Annotated in this window: 14 protein-coding genes; 11 read left to right on the top strand and 3 right to left on the bottom strand. The window is 72.5% G+C overall.

What is annotated here, in order from left to right:
* Window positions 1-244: 244 nt before the first annotated feature.
* The 4 genes from ACQPZG_RS13495 to ACQPZG_RS13480 all read left to right on the top strand — a co-directional run bounded on the left by ACQPZG_RS13495 (window position 245) and on the right by ACQPZG_RS13480 (window position 4,799).
* Window positions 245-1,000: an RNA polymerase sigma factor gene (locus ACQPZG_RS13495; protein WP_433549390.1), complete on the top strand. Its 756-nt coding sequence runs from the start codon at window positions 245-247 to the stop codon at window positions 998-1,000.
* Complete coding sequence (locus ACQPZG_RS13490) at window positions 1,000-2,394, top strand: hypothetical protein (RefSeq protein WP_433546047.1); 1,395 nt, start codon at window positions 1,000-1,002, stop codon at window positions 2,392-2,394. The genes ACQPZG_RS13495 and ACQPZG_RS13490 overlap by 1 nt, the downstream gene beginning before the upstream one ends.
* A gap of 540 nt (window positions 2,395-2,934) precedes the next feature.
* Window positions 2,935-3,963 (top strand): nitroreductase/quinone reductase family protein, encoded by a 1,029-nt coding sequence (locus ACQPZG_RS13485; RefSeq protein ID WP_433546046.1) that lies wholly within the window; start codon window positions 2,935-2,937, stop codon window positions 3,961-3,963.
* 278 nt (window positions 3,964-4,241) lie between these two features.
* Complete coding sequence (locus tag ACQPZG_RS13480; RefSeq protein ID WP_433546045.1) at window positions 4,242-4,799, top strand: hypothetical protein; 558 nt, start codon at window positions 4,242-4,244, stop codon at window positions 4,797-4,799.
* Here ACQPZG_RS13480 and ACQPZG_RS13475 read toward each other — a convergent pair.
* Complete coding sequence (locus ACQPZG_RS13475; RefSeq protein ID WP_433546044.1) at window positions 4,763-4,951, bottom strand: hypothetical protein; 189 nt, start codon at window positions 4,949-4,951, stop codon at window positions 4,763-4,765. The two genes, ACQPZG_RS13480 and ACQPZG_RS13475, sit on opposite strands and share 37 nt — an antisense overlap.
* Before the next feature lie 566 nt (window positions 4,952-5,517).
* On the opposite strand from ACQPZG_RS13475, the gene ACQPZG_RS13470 reads away from it, so the two are divergent.
* Window positions 5,518-6,648, top strand: coding sequence for a hypothetical protein (locus ACQPZG_RS13470; RefSeq protein WP_433549637.1), 1,131 nt, complete (start codon window positions 5,518-5,520; stop codon window positions 6,646-6,648).
* Here the strand turns inward: ACQPZG_RS13470 and ACQPZG_RS13465 are convergent.
* Both ACQPZG_RS13465 and ACQPZG_RS13460 read right to left on the bottom strand, forming a co-directional pair.
* Window positions 6,638-8,140 carry a polysialyltransferase family glycosyltransferase gene (locus ACQPZG_RS13465; protein WP_433546043.1) on the bottom strand — a complete coding sequence of 501 codons (1,503 nt, stop codon included), beginning with the start codon at window positions 8,138-8,140 and terminating at the stop codon, window positions 6,638-6,640. The genes ACQPZG_RS13470 and ACQPZG_RS13465 overlap by 11 nt on opposite strands.
* Window positions 8,140-9,120: a glycosyltransferase family 2 protein gene (locus tag ACQPZG_RS13460; protein WP_433546042.1), complete on the bottom strand. Its 981-nt coding sequence runs from the start codon at window positions 9,118-9,120 to the stop codon at window positions 8,140-8,142. The genes ACQPZG_RS13465 and ACQPZG_RS13460 overlap by 1 nt, the downstream gene beginning before the upstream one ends.
* Before the next feature lie 164 nt (window positions 9,121-9,284).
* On the opposite strand from ACQPZG_RS13460, the gene ACQPZG_RS13455 reads away from it, so the two are divergent.
* The 6 genes from ACQPZG_RS13455 to ACQPZG_RS13430 all read left to right on the top strand — a co-directional run bounded on the left by ACQPZG_RS13455 (window position 9,285) and on the right by ACQPZG_RS13430 (window position 16,799).
* The gene (locus ACQPZG_RS13455) at window positions 9,285-10,577 is read left to right on the top strand and encodes a DUF6716 putative glycosyltransferase (protein WP_433546041.1); all 1,293 of its coding nucleotides are present in this window, start codon (window positions 9,285-9,287) and stop codon (window positions 10,575-10,577) included.
* Complete coding sequence (locus ACQPZG_RS13450; RefSeq protein ID WP_433546040.1) at window positions 10,577-12,040, top strand: cytidylyltransferase domain-containing protein; 1,464 nt, start codon at window positions 10,577-10,579, stop codon at window positions 12,038-12,040. Before ACQPZG_RS13455 ends, ACQPZG_RS13450 begins: the two co-directional genes overlap by 1 nt.
* Window positions 12,041-12,051: 11 nt before the next feature.
* A complete protein-coding gene (locus ACQPZG_RS13445; RefSeq protein ID WP_433546039.1) occupies window positions 12,052-12,993 on the top strand; it encodes an N-acetylneuraminate synthase family protein in 942 nt (313 codons plus the stop codon).
* A gap of 5 nt (window positions 12,994-12,998) precedes the next feature.
* Complete coding sequence (locus ACQPZG_RS13440) at window positions 12,999-14,117, top strand: hypothetical protein (RefSeq protein ID WP_433546038.1); 1,119 nt, start codon at window positions 12,999-13,001, stop codon at window positions 14,115-14,117.
* 145 nt (window positions 14,118-14,262) lie between these two features.
* Window positions 14,263-15,486 (top strand): amidohydrolase, encoded by a 1,224-nt coding sequence (locus ACQPZG_RS13435; RefSeq protein ID WP_433549389.1) that lies wholly within the window; start codon window positions 14,263-14,265, stop codon window positions 15,484-15,486.
* 266 nt (window positions 15,487-15,752) lie between these two features.
* Window positions 15,753-16,799, top strand: coding sequence for a BMP family lipoprotein (locus ACQPZG_RS13430; RefSeq protein ID WP_433546037.1), 1,047 nt, complete (start codon window positions 15,753-15,755; stop codon window positions 16,797-16,799).
* The last annotated feature ends 200 nt before the right edge of the window (window positions 16,800-16,999 follow it).

The raw sequence follows: 16,999 nt of genomic DNA, 5'->3' as shown, positions 1-16,999 counted from the left end.
AAGGACGGCCGGGGCCGCCACCCCCCACAGGAGTGACCCCGGCCGTCTGTCCGTACGGGCTGTGCGACGAGCCCGTACTCAGTACTGCGCCGGGGATGCGTTTTCTGTCACACCTCGCTGTGTCAGCAGGTCGTTGCACGTTGTACAAGTCATGGACGAATCGCCCGTTGACGTCGTAGCGTGCACATTCGCGCTGGGGTGGTGCGCCAGGGAGACCAGCATCGACTGGGGACAGGTTGAGGTAGTGCTGGGGGACGACGCGGAGCTGACCGCCGCGGTGCTCGCGGCGCAGGACGGGAACGAGCAGGCCTTCCGGACTGTGTACCGCGCCGTGCATCCACGGCTTTTGGGCTACATACGCACACTGGTCGGCGAGCCGGAGGCCGAGGACGTCGCCTCCGAGGCGTGGTTGCAGATAGCGCGCGACCTGCACCGGTTCAGCGGCGACGCCGACCGGTTCAGGGGCTGGGCCGCGCGCATCGGCCGCAACCGCGCGCTCGACCACATCCGGATGCGGGGCCGTCGCCCCGCCATCGGCGGCGACGACACCGAACTCACCGAGAAACCGGCCGAATCGGACACCGTGGGCGAGGCGATGGAATCCCTCGCCACCCACGACACGATGGCCCTCATCGCCCAGCTTCCCCAGGACCAGGCGGAGGCGGTGGTGCTGCGCGTGGTCGTGGGGCTCGACGCGAAGAGCGCGGCACAGACGCTCGGCAAACGGCCCGGCGCGGTGCGCACCGCCGCGCACCGGGGGCTGAAGCGGCTCGCGGAACTGCTGGGCGTCCAGGACGGGCAACCGGTGGGCGGGCCGCTCGGCGGAGCTTCGGCGGAGGGGGAGGCGGAGGCGGGCGGTACGTCCGTACCATCGCCCGAACTGGAAGGTGTACCGCTGCAAAGGGGCCGGCGTCCGGCCGGGGTGGCGGGGCCGGCGCGCGGTGCGCACGGGGGCAAGGGTGTGACGCAATCGCGCGCGCGGACGCAGAAGGACATGTGATGGCCGACGAGCGCTACGAGTGGCTTGACGAGGACGTGGCGGAACGTCTGCTGCGCGGCGGGGCGGGCCATGCGGACGGCGCCGGTGACGCGCGTCACGCCGAGGGTGCGGGCGGCGCCGGGAGCGCGGGTCGCACGGACGGCGGGGATCGTGCCGCAGACGCGGACGGCGCCTCGGGGGCGGGCCCGCAGGGCCGGGCCGCCGGTGCGTCGGGTCGTGCGTACGCCGGGAACGCCGAGGCCGAGCGGCTCGCCGAGGCGCTCGCCGCGCTGCGCTCCGGTGCGGGCCTCGCGGGGCCGGGCAGCACGGCAGACGGTACGACCGGTAGCGGTGAACTCCCGGGCGAGGCAGCCGCGTTGGCGGCGTTCCGGCAGTCCAGGGCCGGTACCGCGCCGGCTCGTCGGCGTTCCGCCTGGGCACGGCCGCTGCGTATCGGCCTGGTGTCGGCGCTCGCGGCCGGTGCCCTGGGAGGGGTGGCCGTCGCCGCCGGAGTGGGCGTCCTGCGGTCGCCGTTCCCGTTCGGCAACTCCGGCCCCGAACCCGCCTCCTCCGTTTCCGCGGCGGCGGACCCCGGCGAAACGGAATCCGCCGACAACGCCCCGGACGCCCGGACGGACGCCGATCCGGAACGTCCCGGGCAGACCGGCGGGACGTCCGGTGACAGCTCCGCCGACCCCCGCCGCGACAACGCCCCGGCCGGCACGGAAGCGACCGCCGGGGCCCCCGGCGGCGGTTCCGCCGCGGGAGGCGGACACGGCTCGACCGACGGCGCGGGCACCGACCGGGCCACCGGCGGGCCCGGCTCGTCCGACGGCTCCGGTTCGGACGGGGCCTCGGGGGCGTCGGACTCGGCCGGGGCGTCCGGCTCCTCGGTCGCCGGGCAGCCCCACGTCTCCGGCGGGCGCGGCAGGTCGTCCGGCGACCGGCAGCAGTACGCGGTCAAGGCATGCCGGGACTACCGGTCCGGCCGCCTGCCGGACAACCTCCGGACGTACCTGGAGACCGAGGCCAGGGGTGCCGACCGCATCACCCGCTTCTGCGACGACCTGCTGGGCGGAAAGGGCGACGGCACCCGCCCCGCCCCGAAGCCACCCCGCGGCGACGGCCAGGACAACGGGAACCAGAGCGGCGGAAACGGAAGCGGGAACGGGGCCGGCGGCCACGGTCCGGGCGACGGAAACGGAAGCGACGGCAAGGGCAACGGCGACGGCGAGGGGAACGGCCGGCCCGGCAGCGGGCACAGCGCCTCGAAGCGAAGCTCCGTCGTCAACCGCAGTTCCGCCGTCCACCAGGGCCTGAAGCAGAGTGCGCCGACGCTTCGACGCGCACCGGTAGCGTCCGCCGCGAACGGTGCCTCTCTGCCGCTCGTGGGTCCCTCGCGCGCACGGGTGTGACACTTTTCGGGGCGACGGCGCAGTAATGAGTGAGCCGACTGGTCATCGGCTGCGCACGAGCCGGGGTTCCCCCCGTACCTGCGGCTCTGCGCACCTGGCGCGGGCGGGATCCGTTCCCCCGGTCCCGTCCGCGCCTCTTTCTCTCCTCTCCCCGTCCAGCCCCCGGACGTCGGCGCGTCTTTCTTCGCGCGGCCCCGGACGTTCGGCGCGTTTCCCTTCGCCTGGCCCCCGGACGTCGGTGGGCGGGTGTGCGCGACGGTCGCCATGTCCGGGGGTTGACACGTTCGAACGGCCGGGCTGTAATGAGCGCCGTGCAGCGCGGCGTCGGCCACAGAGAAGTGGGCAGGCCGGCAACCGAGCCAGCACCTTCACCCCAAGGGGCCCGTGTGATGAGTACCTACTCCGCACCCCGTATCTGAAGCGCTCGGCAGCTCTGCGCCGCCCGTTTCCCTCTCTTCTCTCCTCCGTGCCGCACGAGCGCGCGCCGCGCCTCGCTTGCCGCGGAGTCCACCCACACCTGTACAGGAGTGTCGACACCGCATGTCGTCCGCAGCATCCCCATCCGCATCCCCATCCCCATCCCCATCCCCCTCCCCCTCCGCATCCGCCGCCGCGCCGGCGTCCGCATCCGCCACGTCCGAGACCGAACCCGCCTCCTTCAACCAGTGGGTCATCGACGAGTTCCGCGCCAACGGCGGCACGGTGGGCGGCCCCTTCGAAGGCTCCGACCTGCTCCTGCTGACCACCACCGGCGCGAAGTCCGGCACATCGCACACCGTCCCGCTCGGCTACGTGGCCGACGCGGACGGCCGGCTGCTCCTCGTCGCCTCCAACCTGGGCTCGCCCAGGCACCCCGCCTGGTACCACAACGTGCTCGCCCACCCCGCCGTGCAGGTGGAGGTCGGCAGGACGACCTACGACGCGGTGGCCGTCCCCGCGGAGGGCGAGCGCCGCGACCGCCTCTTCGAAGAGGTCGTCCGCGCCGAGCCCGGCTACGCCGAGTACCAGGCGCAGACCACCCGCACGCTTCCCGTGGTCGTCCTCGACCGCACCGAGTACGGTCCGCCCGCCCCCGGCGGCGGCCCCCGCCCGGTCCTGACCGTCGGCGACAAGCTCCTGGAGATCCACCTCTGGCTGCGCGGCCAGCTCCAGCGCGTACGGGACGACGCCGAAGCGCACTACGCGGCGGCACGGACGGCCCCCGGAGCGCCCACCCTGCCCGGTCTGGGCCTCCAGATCCGCCAGCACTGCCTGGCGTTCTGCGAGACCCTCGACTTCCACCACAGGAGCGAGGACGCGGCCGTCCTCCCGCAGATCGAGCTGCACCACCCCCACCTCGCGGAGGCCATCGGCCGGCTCCGCGAGGAACACGCCAAGGTGGCCGTCCTCAAGTCCCGGCTCGTCGCCCACCTCGACGACTTCGCGACGGCCGACCCGGCGGCGTTCCTCGCCGAACTCCACGCGATCGCAGAGGAGTTGACGGCACACATGGACTACGAGGAATCCGTCGTCCTCCCGATCCTGTCCGAGATCCCCCTGCCCTCGGGCCCGCACCCGGCCGACGCGTAGTCCCGGACGAACGGGATCGCGGGACGGCGGATACGTCCCGTGGCGAGGGGCAGAAGGGGGGCGGGCGGCGGAACGGGAGCGCAGGGGGCGAGAGCAGTGGACGGTTCACGGACGACGGTGCCGCACCGGGTGCGGAGGACGGCGTACGCGTGTGCCGGTTCGGGTGCGCCGGGCGTGCCGCATCCGGTGCGGAAGACGGCGCCGCGCCGGGTGCGGAAGGTCGCGACCGCGCCCCGCGTCCCCACGCACCGGCCGCCGCACCCGGACGGCACCTCCCGGTGAACCGCGACTTCCCCCGTGCGGTCCTGCGGACCCTCGGCCTCTACACACCGTTGTTCTCCTGCGCCCTGCTGGCGCAGGTGGTCGTCCGGGTGGACTGGAGCCCCTGGGCGAAGGGCTGGGCGTACACCGGACTCGTCATAGTGGTGGGCGCGCTGACCTGGCGGCGGTGGAGACGGCACGGGCCGCCGGTGGGTCTCGACGAGGTCCGCGCGCGGTACGAGACGTGGGACGGCCACAGCGGCGAGCGGCGTGACCGGGTGCGTCTCGTGGTGCCGGTCCGCGAGGCGAGCGGCCGGCTGCCGTACGTGATGCTCCCGGCCGGTCACTACCTCGCCTGTACGAACCGCACGGTCACCGCCTTCTCCTACGACGCGAAAAGGGCGGCCCGTACGGCCTGCCTGTGGACCGCGGACCGCGCCCATGTCTCGTACCGCGACGGACGCCTCGTGGTGAGCGACGGGGCGGGCCGGGAGCGGCGTCGCCTGGTGGTCGCCCCCGGGCTCAGCGGCGACGTCGACTACTGGCATCGGACCTCGGCGCCGGGCCCGGCCTGATCCGGCGGGGGAGCCGGGACGGCCGGGCCCGCGCCGTGCGTGAGGGCCGGGCGCGCGGGTGGCTGCGACGCGTGGGCGTGCAGCAGGACGAGTTGGAGGACCAGCGCGACGGTGGCGAGGATCACGTGCCGGCGCGGGAGCTGCTGGGACACGGCGGAATTCCTCCCGAGTGGGCGGCGGACGGTACGGCAGCGGCCCGGCCCGTCGAGTGGTGCGCCGATGAACCGGTGAGGGTCCGGGGCGGGCCGATGAGCCGGTACGGAGAGGAAGGTAGGCCGGTGGGCGGGCCCGCGGCGTCACACCACGGGCCCGGTTCCGCTGTCGTACCCCGGTACGAGGACGGCGAGACGGTTCCGGTCGTGCGCAGGGAGGGACGACTCGCCGGTACGGCGCTACCTTGGGCGGCACGCCCGGCAGCGGGCGGCTGAGGGAGGCGACGCCCGTGCCCCGATTCCCTTCGCGCGACCCCTTCGGACCGGATCCGGACCCCGGCCGCAACCCCGCACACGCTCCCGGCCAGGACCCCGCCCCGGGTTCCGGCGACGGCCCCGGGGCGGGTCCCGGCCAGAATTCCCCGCAAGGTCCCGGGCGCGCTTCCGCGCAAGGACCCGGACACGGCCCCGTACAAGGCGACGGGCACGGCTCCGTGCAAGGCGACGGGCACGGCTCCGAACAAGGCCACGGGCACGGTTTCGTACGAGGTCCCGGACACAGTTCCGTGCAAGGCGACGGGCGCGGCTCTGAACAAGGCCACGGGCACGGCTCCCTACGAGGTCCCGGGCACGACCCCGGGGCGGATACCCCGCGTGGCGACGCCGAGCGGTCCGCCCGCACGCCCCGCCCCGGGCGTTTCCTCGCCGGACTCGTCCGTGAGCGCAGCGTCCAGGTCACCGTCGCCGCCGCGGCCCTCGTCGTCGTCCTGCTGCTGCTCCTCGCGCGCGACGCGCTGCCCTTCGACTGGCCGGCCCCGGGCGCCTCCCGCACGGTGTCCGGCCGGCTCGGCGACGCGGCGCTGGCGTTCGTCGAGTTCGTGCTGCTCAGCCTCGTCGTGTACGCGCTGACCAGGAAGCGCACGATCCCCGACCTCGCCTCCCGCGCCCCGGAACGCGACCTCGCCCGCCGCGAGACCCTGCTCCTCCTCGCGTACGGGGCGCTCGGTCTCGCTCTCGGGTACGGCATCGCCGAACTGCTCGGCTGGAACGCCTTCGGCTTCCACCTCGCCGGGTCGATCTACGGAACCCACGCGCACGTCGCCGTGAGCGAGGCGATCGGCTGGGCCGCGTACAACCTCCTCGTGTACGCCGTCGTCCCGCTCCTCTGGTTCCGCCGCCGGTACAGCACCGAACAGCTCAACCTCCGGTCCAGCAACAGGCGTTCGGACGCCCTCGTCATTCTCGTCGTGCTCGTGCTGGAGACGGCGGTGCAGATCGCCGCGCTCAAGCCGGAGATCTTCGACCTGAGCGGGCGTCAGCTGCTGCTCGGTGTGCCGCTCACCTTCGTGCTGTACCTGGCGGGCGCCGTGCTGCCCGCGATGGTCTTCCTCTACGCGATCCTGGTGCCGCGCTTCCTCAAGCTCACCGGGTCCGCCGCGACCACCGTCATCCTGGGCGGACTGACGTACACCGCCCTGCACCTGTGGGACGCCTGGACGCTCTTCGACTCGCCGGGTGACGCGCTGCTCTCGCTGGCGTTCCTGCTGGTCACGTACTTCGTTCCGGGCATGTTCAAGACCGTGCTGACGCTGCGCACCGGCAATGCGTGGGTGCATGTGTGGGCGTACCACGCGCTCGCGCCCCACACCCTCGCCGATACGCCGGGCATCGTGCACGTCTTCGGCATCAAGCCGTGAGCCTGCGGACTGTGCGGGCCATCCTCCGCACGGTCGCGTTGCGCGGTACGAAGGCCAGGCGTTGCGGCAGTCCGCCCGGCAGGCCGAGCGCGGTGAGCCGCCGCCGCTTGAAGTAGCGACGGTGCGAATGTGCGCGCAAGTAGCGTTCGGCGTGCGGTCGTTGAGCGGGGTAAAGCCGCGGCTGCATGGCGTACCCGACGGCCGCCACGAGTGCCGACGGGTCGGCCGGGGGTGCGGCGGGGGAGGACTCCTCCAGGTCCGGCAGGAGTGCGTCCGCCAGCGTCACCGGTATGCGGTTGCTGTTCTCGTAGGGGGTGAGGCGTTCGAGCAGCAGTTCGGTGCCGACGCGTGCGGTCGGAATCCCGTACAGCGCGTGCGCCGTGAACAGGGCGGTCGAGAAGCAGCCGACCACCAGCGCCGGACGCAGTCGGCGGAAGAGGACCTCCGCCAGCAACGGAGTGTCGAAGACCATGAGTTCGGCACCCAGCTCGGCCGCCTCCCGCTCCAGTCGCGACGACCAACGGGACGGCGCGGACGGGTGCGGTTTGAACACCACCCGCTTGTGCCCCCGCCGCACCGCGCCCCGCAGCATCCTGATGTGCAGGTCCTCCTCCTCCTCCGGAGTGAGGATGGCCAGGGCGGAGAGGTACTGGCCGAGCAGGAGCGCGGGCCGCTCGTCGCCGTCACCGACGGCCAAGTCCGCCTCGGTGTCGCAGAGTTCCGACAGGACGTCCAGGAAGGCGTCCGTCGGGACGAGGGCCGGCCGCACCCCGAACTCGCTCAGCAGCAGCGGTCGCAAATCCGGCACCAGGTCCAGGTGGAGGAGGCGCCGGACCCGGCCCCCGATCAGCGGGTCCAGCTTGTTGCGGGTGGGGCCGTAGCTCATCAGGCCGTCCGCGTACACGTCGATGGGCGCGTCCGGGAAGAGCTGGGCGACCGCCTGGGCCGGGGCGACCTGGATGGACTCCAGGACGAGGGAGACGGGTTCGTCGTCCGCCAGGCCCCATTCCCTCCTCAACCGCCGCTCCCACAGCGGGACATCGTCGGCGCGGGGCGTCCAGCCGCTCGGGTGCAGCGGGGCGATCGCCTCGTTCCAGTCGCGCACGTCGTCGAAGCGGGTACGGAGCCGGGCGAAGCCGGGCGACTGGGTCAGGGGCGGCGTGGTCTCCGGGACGGCCGCGTTGTTGCTGGCCAGGAGGATGCGGCGGGCGGCGGGCGGAAAGCAGCCGCTGTCGATGGCGGCGGCGAGCGTCGCGGTTCCGTACAGGGTGGACGCGAGGAAGACCTGCGTCGCGGGCGCGGAACCGGCCGGCACGGGACGGCTCGACGCCGATCCGGTCGCGGCGACCGTCGTGCGGTCGGCCGTGGTGGGGCCGGGCAGCGCGGAGCCGGCGGCCGTGGGGTCGGGCAGCGTGGGGCCGGCGGCCGTGGGGTCGGGCCGCGCGGAGCCGGCGGCCGTGGGGTCCGGCGCGGAGTCGGTCGTACGGGACATCAGGCCGCCACCCCCGGCAGGCCCCGCCGCAGCCGGCGCAGGCGTCCCGCGCGCTGTACGTCCATCGAGTTCAGTGCCTCCGTCAGGACGTCCTGCGGCATCCGCCGCAGGGCCGCCGCGCTCATCGCCCGCAATTGTCTCGCCACCGCCGGTTCAAATCTGTTCGGTTCCGCCGCACTCCCCAGATGGTGGGAAATGATGGCGCAGTACGTCCGTACGGCCTTCGGGAGCAGGGAGGACGCGTCCGCGTCGCGTGCCGTTTCCTCCAGTATCTGATCAAAGGCGCGGATGAAATCGAGTTGTCGCACGTCTCCGATCCGGGTGAGCGAGGAGGAAATTCCCCGGCGGTAGAAAATGCCGAGAAGTCCCAGTACGGCGAATGAATCCGCCTCCCGGTGCAGTCGCCAGATCCACGGCCTGTCCTCCGCCGTGCGCAGCCCGTCGGTGAAATGCAGCAGACCGCGGTCCAACAGGCGCCGGTGGTAGACCCCGGCCCAGGCGAACGCGTAGTCCACCGAGGTGGAGCGGTCGGCGGGCAGTATCGCCGAGCGCGGCGAAACGGGCTCGCCGCGCCTGCCGTGCGGGACGCGCTGCACGGACCGGGTGCGGCCGTCGCAGCGCACGTGGTCGGTGCGCACGAAGTCGCATCCCAACGAGGAGACGGCGTCCACGAGTTGCGTGAGGTAGCCGGGGGCGTACCAGTCGTCCCCGTCCAGGAAGGTCACGTATTCGCCGCGCGCGGCGTCCAGCCCGGTGTTGCGGGCCGTCGCCAGACCGCCGTTGTGTTCGTGTCGGAGCAGGACCGCGCCGGGCAGGTCGCGTTCCGCGCGGTTGAGGAGCTCCGGGGTCTCGTCGGTCGAGCAGTCGTCGACGAGAAGGAACTCGAAGTCGTCGCGGGCGTTCGCGCGGAGACTTCTCAGGGCATCTGGGGCGTATGTCTGCACGTTGTAGAACGGCACGACGACGGAGAGCTTGACCACCCGCCGGACATTAGGGCGTGGCGGCGGATGCGGGGTGAACTGTCCGTGTCGCAAAGGTGAATCGCAATCTTTCCCACGCGTCCCGTCCGCCCGTCGATTGCTGTTAACCGTCTGTTGCTGTCGAGTTGGGCCGGGAAACGGAACCGGTCTCTAATTTTTTCCTCGTGCCAGCAGAAACAAGCAGCCGCAAAACGCTGCGGGTCGCCGTACTCGCAGACTCGGACACCCGATGGAAATGGGGTGCGCTCACGGCGCGGCGGATTGCCGGGGACCTGTCCGGCTCCGGCGCGGCGATCACCGGATTCCTGCTGCGGGGACGCGCGACTCCGACCGCCCGCCAGCTCGGCGAGGTCGGCGCCGGCCTGCCCGTGCCTCGCGAGGTGACGGGGACGGAGTTCCTCGGCCTGGTGCGCGGCGGGCCGTACGACGTGATCGTCCTCGCTCTCGTCGGCGGCTCCGTACAGGCCCTGCTGCACGGTCTGGCCCGGCTCTGGCCGCAGCCGGCCCGCCGTCCGGTGCTCGTCACCGGGTACGTGGGCGTCGTCTACGAGAAGCTCGCCGACGGCCTCCTGCTGCGCCACGGCGCGGACCTCGTCCTCGCCAACTCGCCGTACGACGAGGAACGGTTCAGGGCGGTGTACGAAGGCGTCGGCGCCGACGCGTCCTGCGTGACCCGGGCCGCCCTGCCCTTCCTGGGCGGGACGCCCTACGGCGGCGTCGCCGACACGGTCGTCTTCGCGGCCCAGCCCTCGGTGCCGGAGCGGCGGGCGGACCGGACGTACCTGCTGCGGCGGCTCGTCGGGCACGCCCGGCTGCACCCTGACCGCGAGGTCGTCCTCAAGCTGCGCAGCAAGCCGGGCGAACACACCACGCACATCGAGGAGCTGCCCTACCAGCGGCTCGTGCGGGACCTGGCACCGCCGCCCAACTTCCGTCTGGCGTACGGGCACATGGGCGAGGTCCTGGACCGGACCGGGCTGCTGGTCACCGTCAGCTCCACCGCCGCGCTGGAGTCCCTGCACCGGGGTATCCCGACGGCGGTGCTGACCGACCTGGGCGTACGCGAACCCCTCGGCAACCACCACTTCCTCGGCAGCGGCTGCCTCACCTCCTGGGACCGGCTGGACGCCGGGCACCGGCCGGCGGCCGACGAGCAGTGGCTGGTGCGGCACGGGGTGCTGACGGAGGGGGACCCGTACGACACCGTGCGGACCAAGCTCGCCGCTCTCCTCGCACAGCCGCGGCTCGCGCCCCCGGCCCCGTACTACACCGCCGGGACCGCCACCGGCTACCTCCCCGGCATCCTCGCCCGCCACCGCCTCGACGAGGCTCCGCCGGAGCGCGGCAGCGGCGTGCGGCAGGCCGTGCGCCACGCGGTGCGGGAGGCGGCCCGGGGGGCCTACCGGCACGGGGTGCAGCGAGTGGCACCCGTCATCCGACGTATGGGAGAACTCTGATGGAACGCGCGCGACGGGTGCTGGCGGTGATCCCCGCCAGGGGAGGCTCCAAGGGCGTCCCCGGCAAGAACCTGGCGCCGGTGGGCGGCGTGCCCCTGGTCGTACGGGCGGTACGGGCCTGCCTCGCCGCCGGGCACGTCACCGAGGTCGTCGTCTCCACGGACGACGACGCGATCGCCGCGGCCGCGCTGGCGGCGGGAGCCGAAGTGGTCGTCCGGCCGGGCTCGCTCGCGGGGGACACCGCGAGCAGCGAGGCGGCGGTGCTGCACGCCCTGGACGCACTCGACGTGCGGGCCGACGAGCCCGGGACCGTGCTCCTGGTGCAGTGCACGAGCCCCTTCGTCACGGGGGAGGACGTGGACGGGGTCGCCCGTGCGGTCCTCGACGGGGCGGACACGGCGGTGACGGTGGCGGCGTTCCACGGCTTCGTGTGGCGCGAGGAGGGCGCGGAACAGGACGCCCCCGGCGCGACACCCGCCGTCACGCCCCCGACCGGCTCCGACAGTGCGGCACCCGCCGTCACCCCGGCTCCCGGCTCCGACGGCGCGACACCCGCCGTCACGCCCCCGCCCGGCTCCGAAGGCGCGGCGCCTGCCGACCCCCCACCTCCCGGCGCCCGGAACGGAACCGGCGTCAACCACGACAAGGCCACCCGCCCGCGTCGCCAGGACCGGCCCGAGGACCTGCTGGAGACCGGCGCCGCCTACGCCATGGACGTCGCCGGGTTCCGCCGGCACCGGCACCGGTTCTTCGGGCGGACCGCCCTCGTACGGACCGACCCCGCCCGCGTGCTGGAGGTCGACGACCCCCGCGACCTGGAACGGGCCCGCGCGCTCGCGCCGCTGCTCGACACGGCGGGCCTCCCCACCCGCGGCGACGTCGACGCCGTGGTCCTCGACTTCGACGGGACGCAGACCGACGACCGGGTGCTCATCGACGCCGAGGGACGCGAGACGGTCGCCGTGCACCGCGGGGACGGGCTGGGCATCGCCGCCCTCAGGGACGCCGGGATTCTGCTGCTCATCCTGTCCACCGAGCAGAACCCGGTGGTCGCCGCCCGCGCCCGCAAGCTGCGCATCCCCGTCCTGCACGGCGTCGACCGCAAGGACCTCGCGCTCAAGCAGTGGTGCGCGGAGCAGTCCGTCGACCCCTCCCGCGTCCTGTACGTCGGCAACGACGTCAACGACCTGCCCTGCTTCGCCCTCGCCGGCTGGCCCGTCGCCGTGGCCGACGCCCACGGCAGCGTCCGCGCCGCCGCCCGCGCCACGACCCGCACCCCCGGCGGCCACGGAGCCGTCCGCGAGGTCGCCACCTGGCTCCTCGGCCCGAACCTCCACAGCCCGACACCCCTCCCGCCCACCCCCGAACCCCTCCTCAGCGACCCCACACCCCTGCTCAGCACCCCTGCACCCCACCCCGTGCCGACGGCGCACAGCACCCGCACACCCCTCAACACCCTCTAAGGACACGCAAGATGAGCAACGCCAACTCCCGCCTGCGCACCCTCGGCTCCAAGACCGCAGGGCCCGGCCACCCCGTCTACATCACCGGTGAGATCGGCATCAACCACAACGGCGACCTCGACAAGGCCCTGGCCCTGGTCGACGCCGCCGCCGACGCCGGCTGCGACGCCGTGAAGTTCCAGAAGCGCACCCCGGAGATCTGCACCCCGCGCGACCAGTGGGACATCGAGCGCGACACCCCGTGGGGCCGCATGACCTACATCGACTACCGCCACCGCGTGGAGTTCGGCGAGGACGAGTACCGGGCGATCGACGCCCACTGCCGCCGGCGCGGCATCGACTGGTTCGCCTCCCCGTGGGACACCGAGGCCGTCGCCTTCCTGGAGAAGTTCGACGTGCCCGCCCACAAGGTGGCCTCCGCGTCGCTGACCGACGACGAGCTGCTGCGCGAACTGCGCACCACCGGCCGCACCGTCATCCTCTCCACCGGCATGTCCACCCCGGCGCAGATCCGCCACGCCGTCGAGGTGCTGGGCAGCGCCAACATCCTGCTGTGCCACGCCACCTCCACCTACCCCGCCGTCGCCGACGAACTGAACCTGCGGGTGATCAACACCCTCCAGGCCGAGTACCCCAACGTCCCCATCGGCTACAGCGGCCACGAGACCGGCCTCCAGACCACCCTCGCCGCCGTCGCCCTCGGCGCCGCCTTCGTCGAGCGGCACATCACCCTGGACCGCGCCATGTGGGGCTCCGACCAGGCCGCGTCCGTCGAGCCCGGCGGCCTCACCCGTCTCGTCCGCGACATCCGCACCATCGAGGCGTCCCTCGGCGACGGCGTCAAGAAGGTCTACGAGTCGGAGCTCGCCCCGATGCGCAAGCTGCGCCGCGTGCCGGGCGTCGTCGCGCAGGCGGGCACGGACGCCGAGGCGGCAGCACCGGTGGGGGTCTGACGGCCATGGCCACAGCCAGCAGCGGCGTCCGCCGGGCGGCCACCCGGGCACCCCGGTCCCTCAGGACTCCCGGCACCCTCGCCTTCGTCGAGAGCCCCGTCCAGCTCCTCAACGTCCTGGAGTGGGCCCACACCGCCACGTACGACATGACCGACGTGATGGTCGTCGTCCTCTCGCCCGTCGACCCGATGTCCCGCGGTCAGCTCCGCCGGATGGCCGAGCTGGCCCGCGACGAGGGGTGCGAGGTGCGCTGGGAGGACGCCAGGGACGGGGCGGGGGCGCCGCTGCGCACCGTCGGCGGACTGGCCGGCGCCCTCCGCAGGGCCGACCGGGTCGTCATCGGCGACCCCTTCTCCCGCTACGTCCAGCTGCTGCTGACCTTCGTACGGGCGCCCGCCCTGGTGGTCGTCGACGACGGAACGGCCACCATGGAGTTCGCGGGGCAGCTGGCGCGCGGGGAACGCCTGGTGCGCTGGCACCGGCGCGGCGGCCGGCCGGGGGCGCGCGAGCTCCTCCTCGCCCCCGTCACCACCTCCGCCCGCCGCCGCCTTGCCCCGACGCCCCGGCGCACCGTGGAACTCTTCACCGCGATGCCCGTCGACGAGGCCCTGCTCGCCGAGGCGCTGCCCGGCATCACGGTCACCGCCAACGAGCTGACCTGGACCCGTTCGCGGTTCGGCCCGCCGCGCCTCACCCGCAGCGCCGACCTGGTCGGCACCTCGCTGGTGGAGACCGGCGTGCTGGACCCCGACCACTACCTGCGCGCGGTCCGCTCCCTCACCCGGGGGCACGGGGCCACCCGGTACTTCGCCCACCGCCGCGAAAGCGCCGACAAGCTGCACCGGCTGGCCGTCGAAACGGGACTGGAGGTCGTACGCCCGGATCTGCCCCTCGAAGTGATAGCCCGCCGCGGCCCCATCGGGCGTACGATCCTGAGCTTCCCCTCCACGGTCGTACACACGCTCCCGAAGGCACTCGTGGGAACGGATGTGAAAGTCGCGGTGTGTGACATAGACCCCGCATGGCTTTCGGCCAACGCCTCGCCGCGCGCCCCCGGCTTCCTCGCCGGAGTCGCCACCACCGCCCGTGACGTGCGGAAACTCCGGGTTCTGCCGGTGACGTAGCGCATCGGGCAACCTCGTTTGATACCCGTCTCACATTGCGGGCACACCTCACTTCGTCGTTTTTCTTACACCTATCGGGCTGAAGTTTTGTTGATGGGTAGGCAGTTGGGGGTGGAGTGCGCCTACCGTTGACGGGGTGAACCAGTTGATCTCCCTCGTGTCCGAAGCCGGTCCCGACGCCGGAGACGATCTCCCCGGCACGCTCTCCGACGAGCTGCGTGCCGAACTGATCGCCTTCCGGCGGGACTTGCACATGCACCCCGAGCTGGGCAACCAGGAGTTCCGCACCACCGCCGCGATCAAGGCCCGCCTGGAGCGGGCCGGACTCGCGCCGCGCGTGCTCGCCTCCGGCACCGGGCTCGTCTGCGACGTCGGCGAGTGGGACGGCGGGGTGCCGATGCTCGGGATGCGGGCGGACATCGACGCGCTGCCCATTCCGGACGCGAAGGTCGGCGTCCCGTACCGCTCCACGGTCCCGGACCGCGCGCATGCCTGCGGGCACGACGTGCACACGACCGTGCTGCTGGGGGCGGGGCTGGTCCTTGCCGAGCTGCACGCGCAGGGACGGCTGCCCCGCCCGGTGCGTCTGCTGTTCCAGCCCGCCGAGGAAGTGCTGCCCGGCGGGGCCGCCGACGCCATCAAGTGCGGGGCGCTGGAGGGCGTCGGCCGGATGATCGCCGTGCACTGCGACCCCAAGGTCGACGCGGGGCGTATCGGCCTCCGTACCGGCGCGATCACTTCGGCCTGTGACCGGCTGGAAATCGCCCTTGACGGGCCCGGTGGCCACACCGCCCGCCCGCACCTGACCACGGACCTCGTGACGGCCGTGGCCAAGGTGGCCACCGAGGTGCCAGCGGTGATCTCGCGGCGGGTCGACGCCCGCTCCGGGCTGTCCGTGACCTGGGGCCGCATCGAGTCCGGGCACGCCTGCAACGTCATCCCGATGCGTGCCGAGCTGGCGGGCACGGTCCGCTGCCTGGACCTGGACGCCTGGCGCGACGCCCCCGACCTCATCCACGCGGCCGTCGCGGGCATCGCCGAACTGCACGGAGCGAAGTCGCAGATCAACTACATCCGGGGCGTCCCGCCGGTCGTCAACGACCAGGCGGTGGTCGAGCTGATGGCCGGGGCGATGGCCGCCCGTCGCGGCGCGCACTCCATCGAGGACACGGAACAGAGCCTGGGCGGCGAGGACTTCTCCTGGTACCTGGAGCACGTGCCGGGCGCGATGGCCCGACTCGGGGTCCGCACCCCCGGCGACACCGCCAAGCGCGACCTGCACCGCGGAGACTTCGACGCCGACGAGAGCGCGATCACGGTGGGGGTGGAGCTGTTCACCGCGGCTGCACTGCTCGACGCCCGGGGCTAGCGCCGACAGCGGGGGAGGGGCGTTCGCGGTCGCCGGAAGGTGCCGGGGTGCTCCTCCCGGGTTTCTTTGTGTCTTCCTCCAGTAGTAGTCGCTATGTCCGTTGTGAGTATGTACATTGCTTATGTTCGTCGTCCATCGGCGAATCGAACGCGCGTCGATCCGATAACGACTCACCAACGGGTCTTTTACCGGCATCTACGCGCGTTACGATCGCCGCGAAACCAGCGCCGTTCAGAGGCGCTTCGGTCAGGTTGAAGGAGCGTCCCGTGCGCCGGGTATCCAAGATCGCTGCTGCGAGCATCGCCTCTGCGGCCCTCGCTTTCACCGCCACCGCATGTGGCGAGTCCTCCACCGGTAGCTCTTCGAGCTCCGAGAGTGGCGGCAAGCTCAAGATCGGCATGGCCTACGACGTCGGCGGCCGTGGCGACAACTCGTTCAACGACTCCGCCGCGCGCGGCCTGGACAAGGCCAAGGCGGAGCTGGGCGCCGAGACCAAGGAGCTCACCGCGAAGAACGGTGAGACCCCGGCCGACCGCGACCAGCGCCTGTCCCAGCTCGCCGAGAGCGGCTACAACCCGATCCTGGCCGTCGGCTTCGCGTACAAGGAGTCGGTCGACAAGGTCGCCAAGAAGCACCCGAACGTGACGTTCGGGCTGGTCGACTCGGTTTCCGACGTGAAGAACGTCAACAACATCGTCTTCACCGAGGAGCAGGGCTCCTACCTCGCCGGTGTCGCCGCCGCCCTCAAGTCCAAGAGCGGCGAGGTCGGCTTCATCGGGGCCGTCGACAACCCGCTGATCAAGAAGTTCGCCGCGGGCTTCCAGCAGGGCGCCACGGAGACGGACTCCAAGGTCAAGGTGACCATCCAGTACCTGGGCACCGGCCAGGACACCTCCGGCTTCTCCAGCCCCGACAAGGGCAAGGCAGCCGCCAAGGGCATGCTCGACAAGGGCATCGACGTCGTCTACACGGCCGCGGGCGGCTCGGGCGCCGGCGCGATCGAGGCGGTCGCGGGCAAGAAGGGCGCCTGGGCGATCGGCGTCGACTCCGACCAGGCCAAGGACCCGTCGCTGTCGAAGTACAAGGCGTCGATCCTCACCTCCGTCGTGAAGAACGTGGACGCGGGCGTCTTCGACCTCGCCCAGTCCATCAAGGACGGCAAGCCGCGCACCGGCACCACGACCTACTCCCTCGCGGAGAACGGCGTCACGCTGACCACCACGGGTGACCACCTCAAGGACATCCAGGCCAAGCTGGACGAGGCGAAGAAGAAGATCGTGGACGGCAGCATCAAGGTCAAGTCCACCCTCTGATCCGCTGTGCGGAGCCGGGGCCCGAAGAGAAGCTCGCGCTGATCTTCGGGCCCCGCTTCCTGTGCGGTCCCACCCGAAGTGACTCTTCCGACAGCCTCGGCCCGCTTCACTTTTGGGCCAGGCTGCTTCACAATTTGCGGCAGCTACGCGCGTAGCTTCCGTCGTGCGCGGTACTTTTCCGCCACAGTCGTCTCGCCGCA

It is taken from the genome of Streptomyces sp. CA-294286, assembly GCF_050947155.1.
Taxonomy (GTDB): domain Bacteria; phylum Actinomycetota; class Actinomycetes; order Streptomycetales; family Streptomycetaceae; genus Streptomyces.
This window is presented reverse-complemented; position numbering and strand designations above follow the sequence as displayed.

Coding starts and splice junctions, on each gene's coding strand:
- ACQPZG_RS13490 (WP_433546047.1), top strand. CDS start 1,000: ATGGCCGACGAGCGCTACGAGTGGCTTGACGAGGACGTGGCGGAACGT.
- ACQPZG_RS13485 (WP_433546046.1), top strand. CDS start 2,935: ATGTCGTCCGCAGCATCCCCATCCGCATCCCCATCCCCATCCCCATCC.
- ACQPZG_RS13465 (WP_433546043.1), bottom strand. CDS start 8,140: ATGTCCCGTACGACCGACTCCGCGCCGGACCCCACGGCCGCCGGCTCC.
- ACQPZG_RS13450 (WP_433546040.1), top strand. CDS start 10,577: ATGGAACGCGCGCGACGGGTGCTGGCGGTGATCCCCGCCAGGGGAGGC.
- ACQPZG_RS13445 (WP_433546039.1), top strand. CDS start 12,052: ATGAGCAACGCCAACTCCCGCCTGCGCACCCTCGGCTCCAAGACCGCA.
- ACQPZG_RS13440 (WP_433546038.1), top strand. CDS start 12,999: ATGGCCACAGCCAGCAGCGGCGTCCGCCGGGCGGCCACCCGGGCACCC.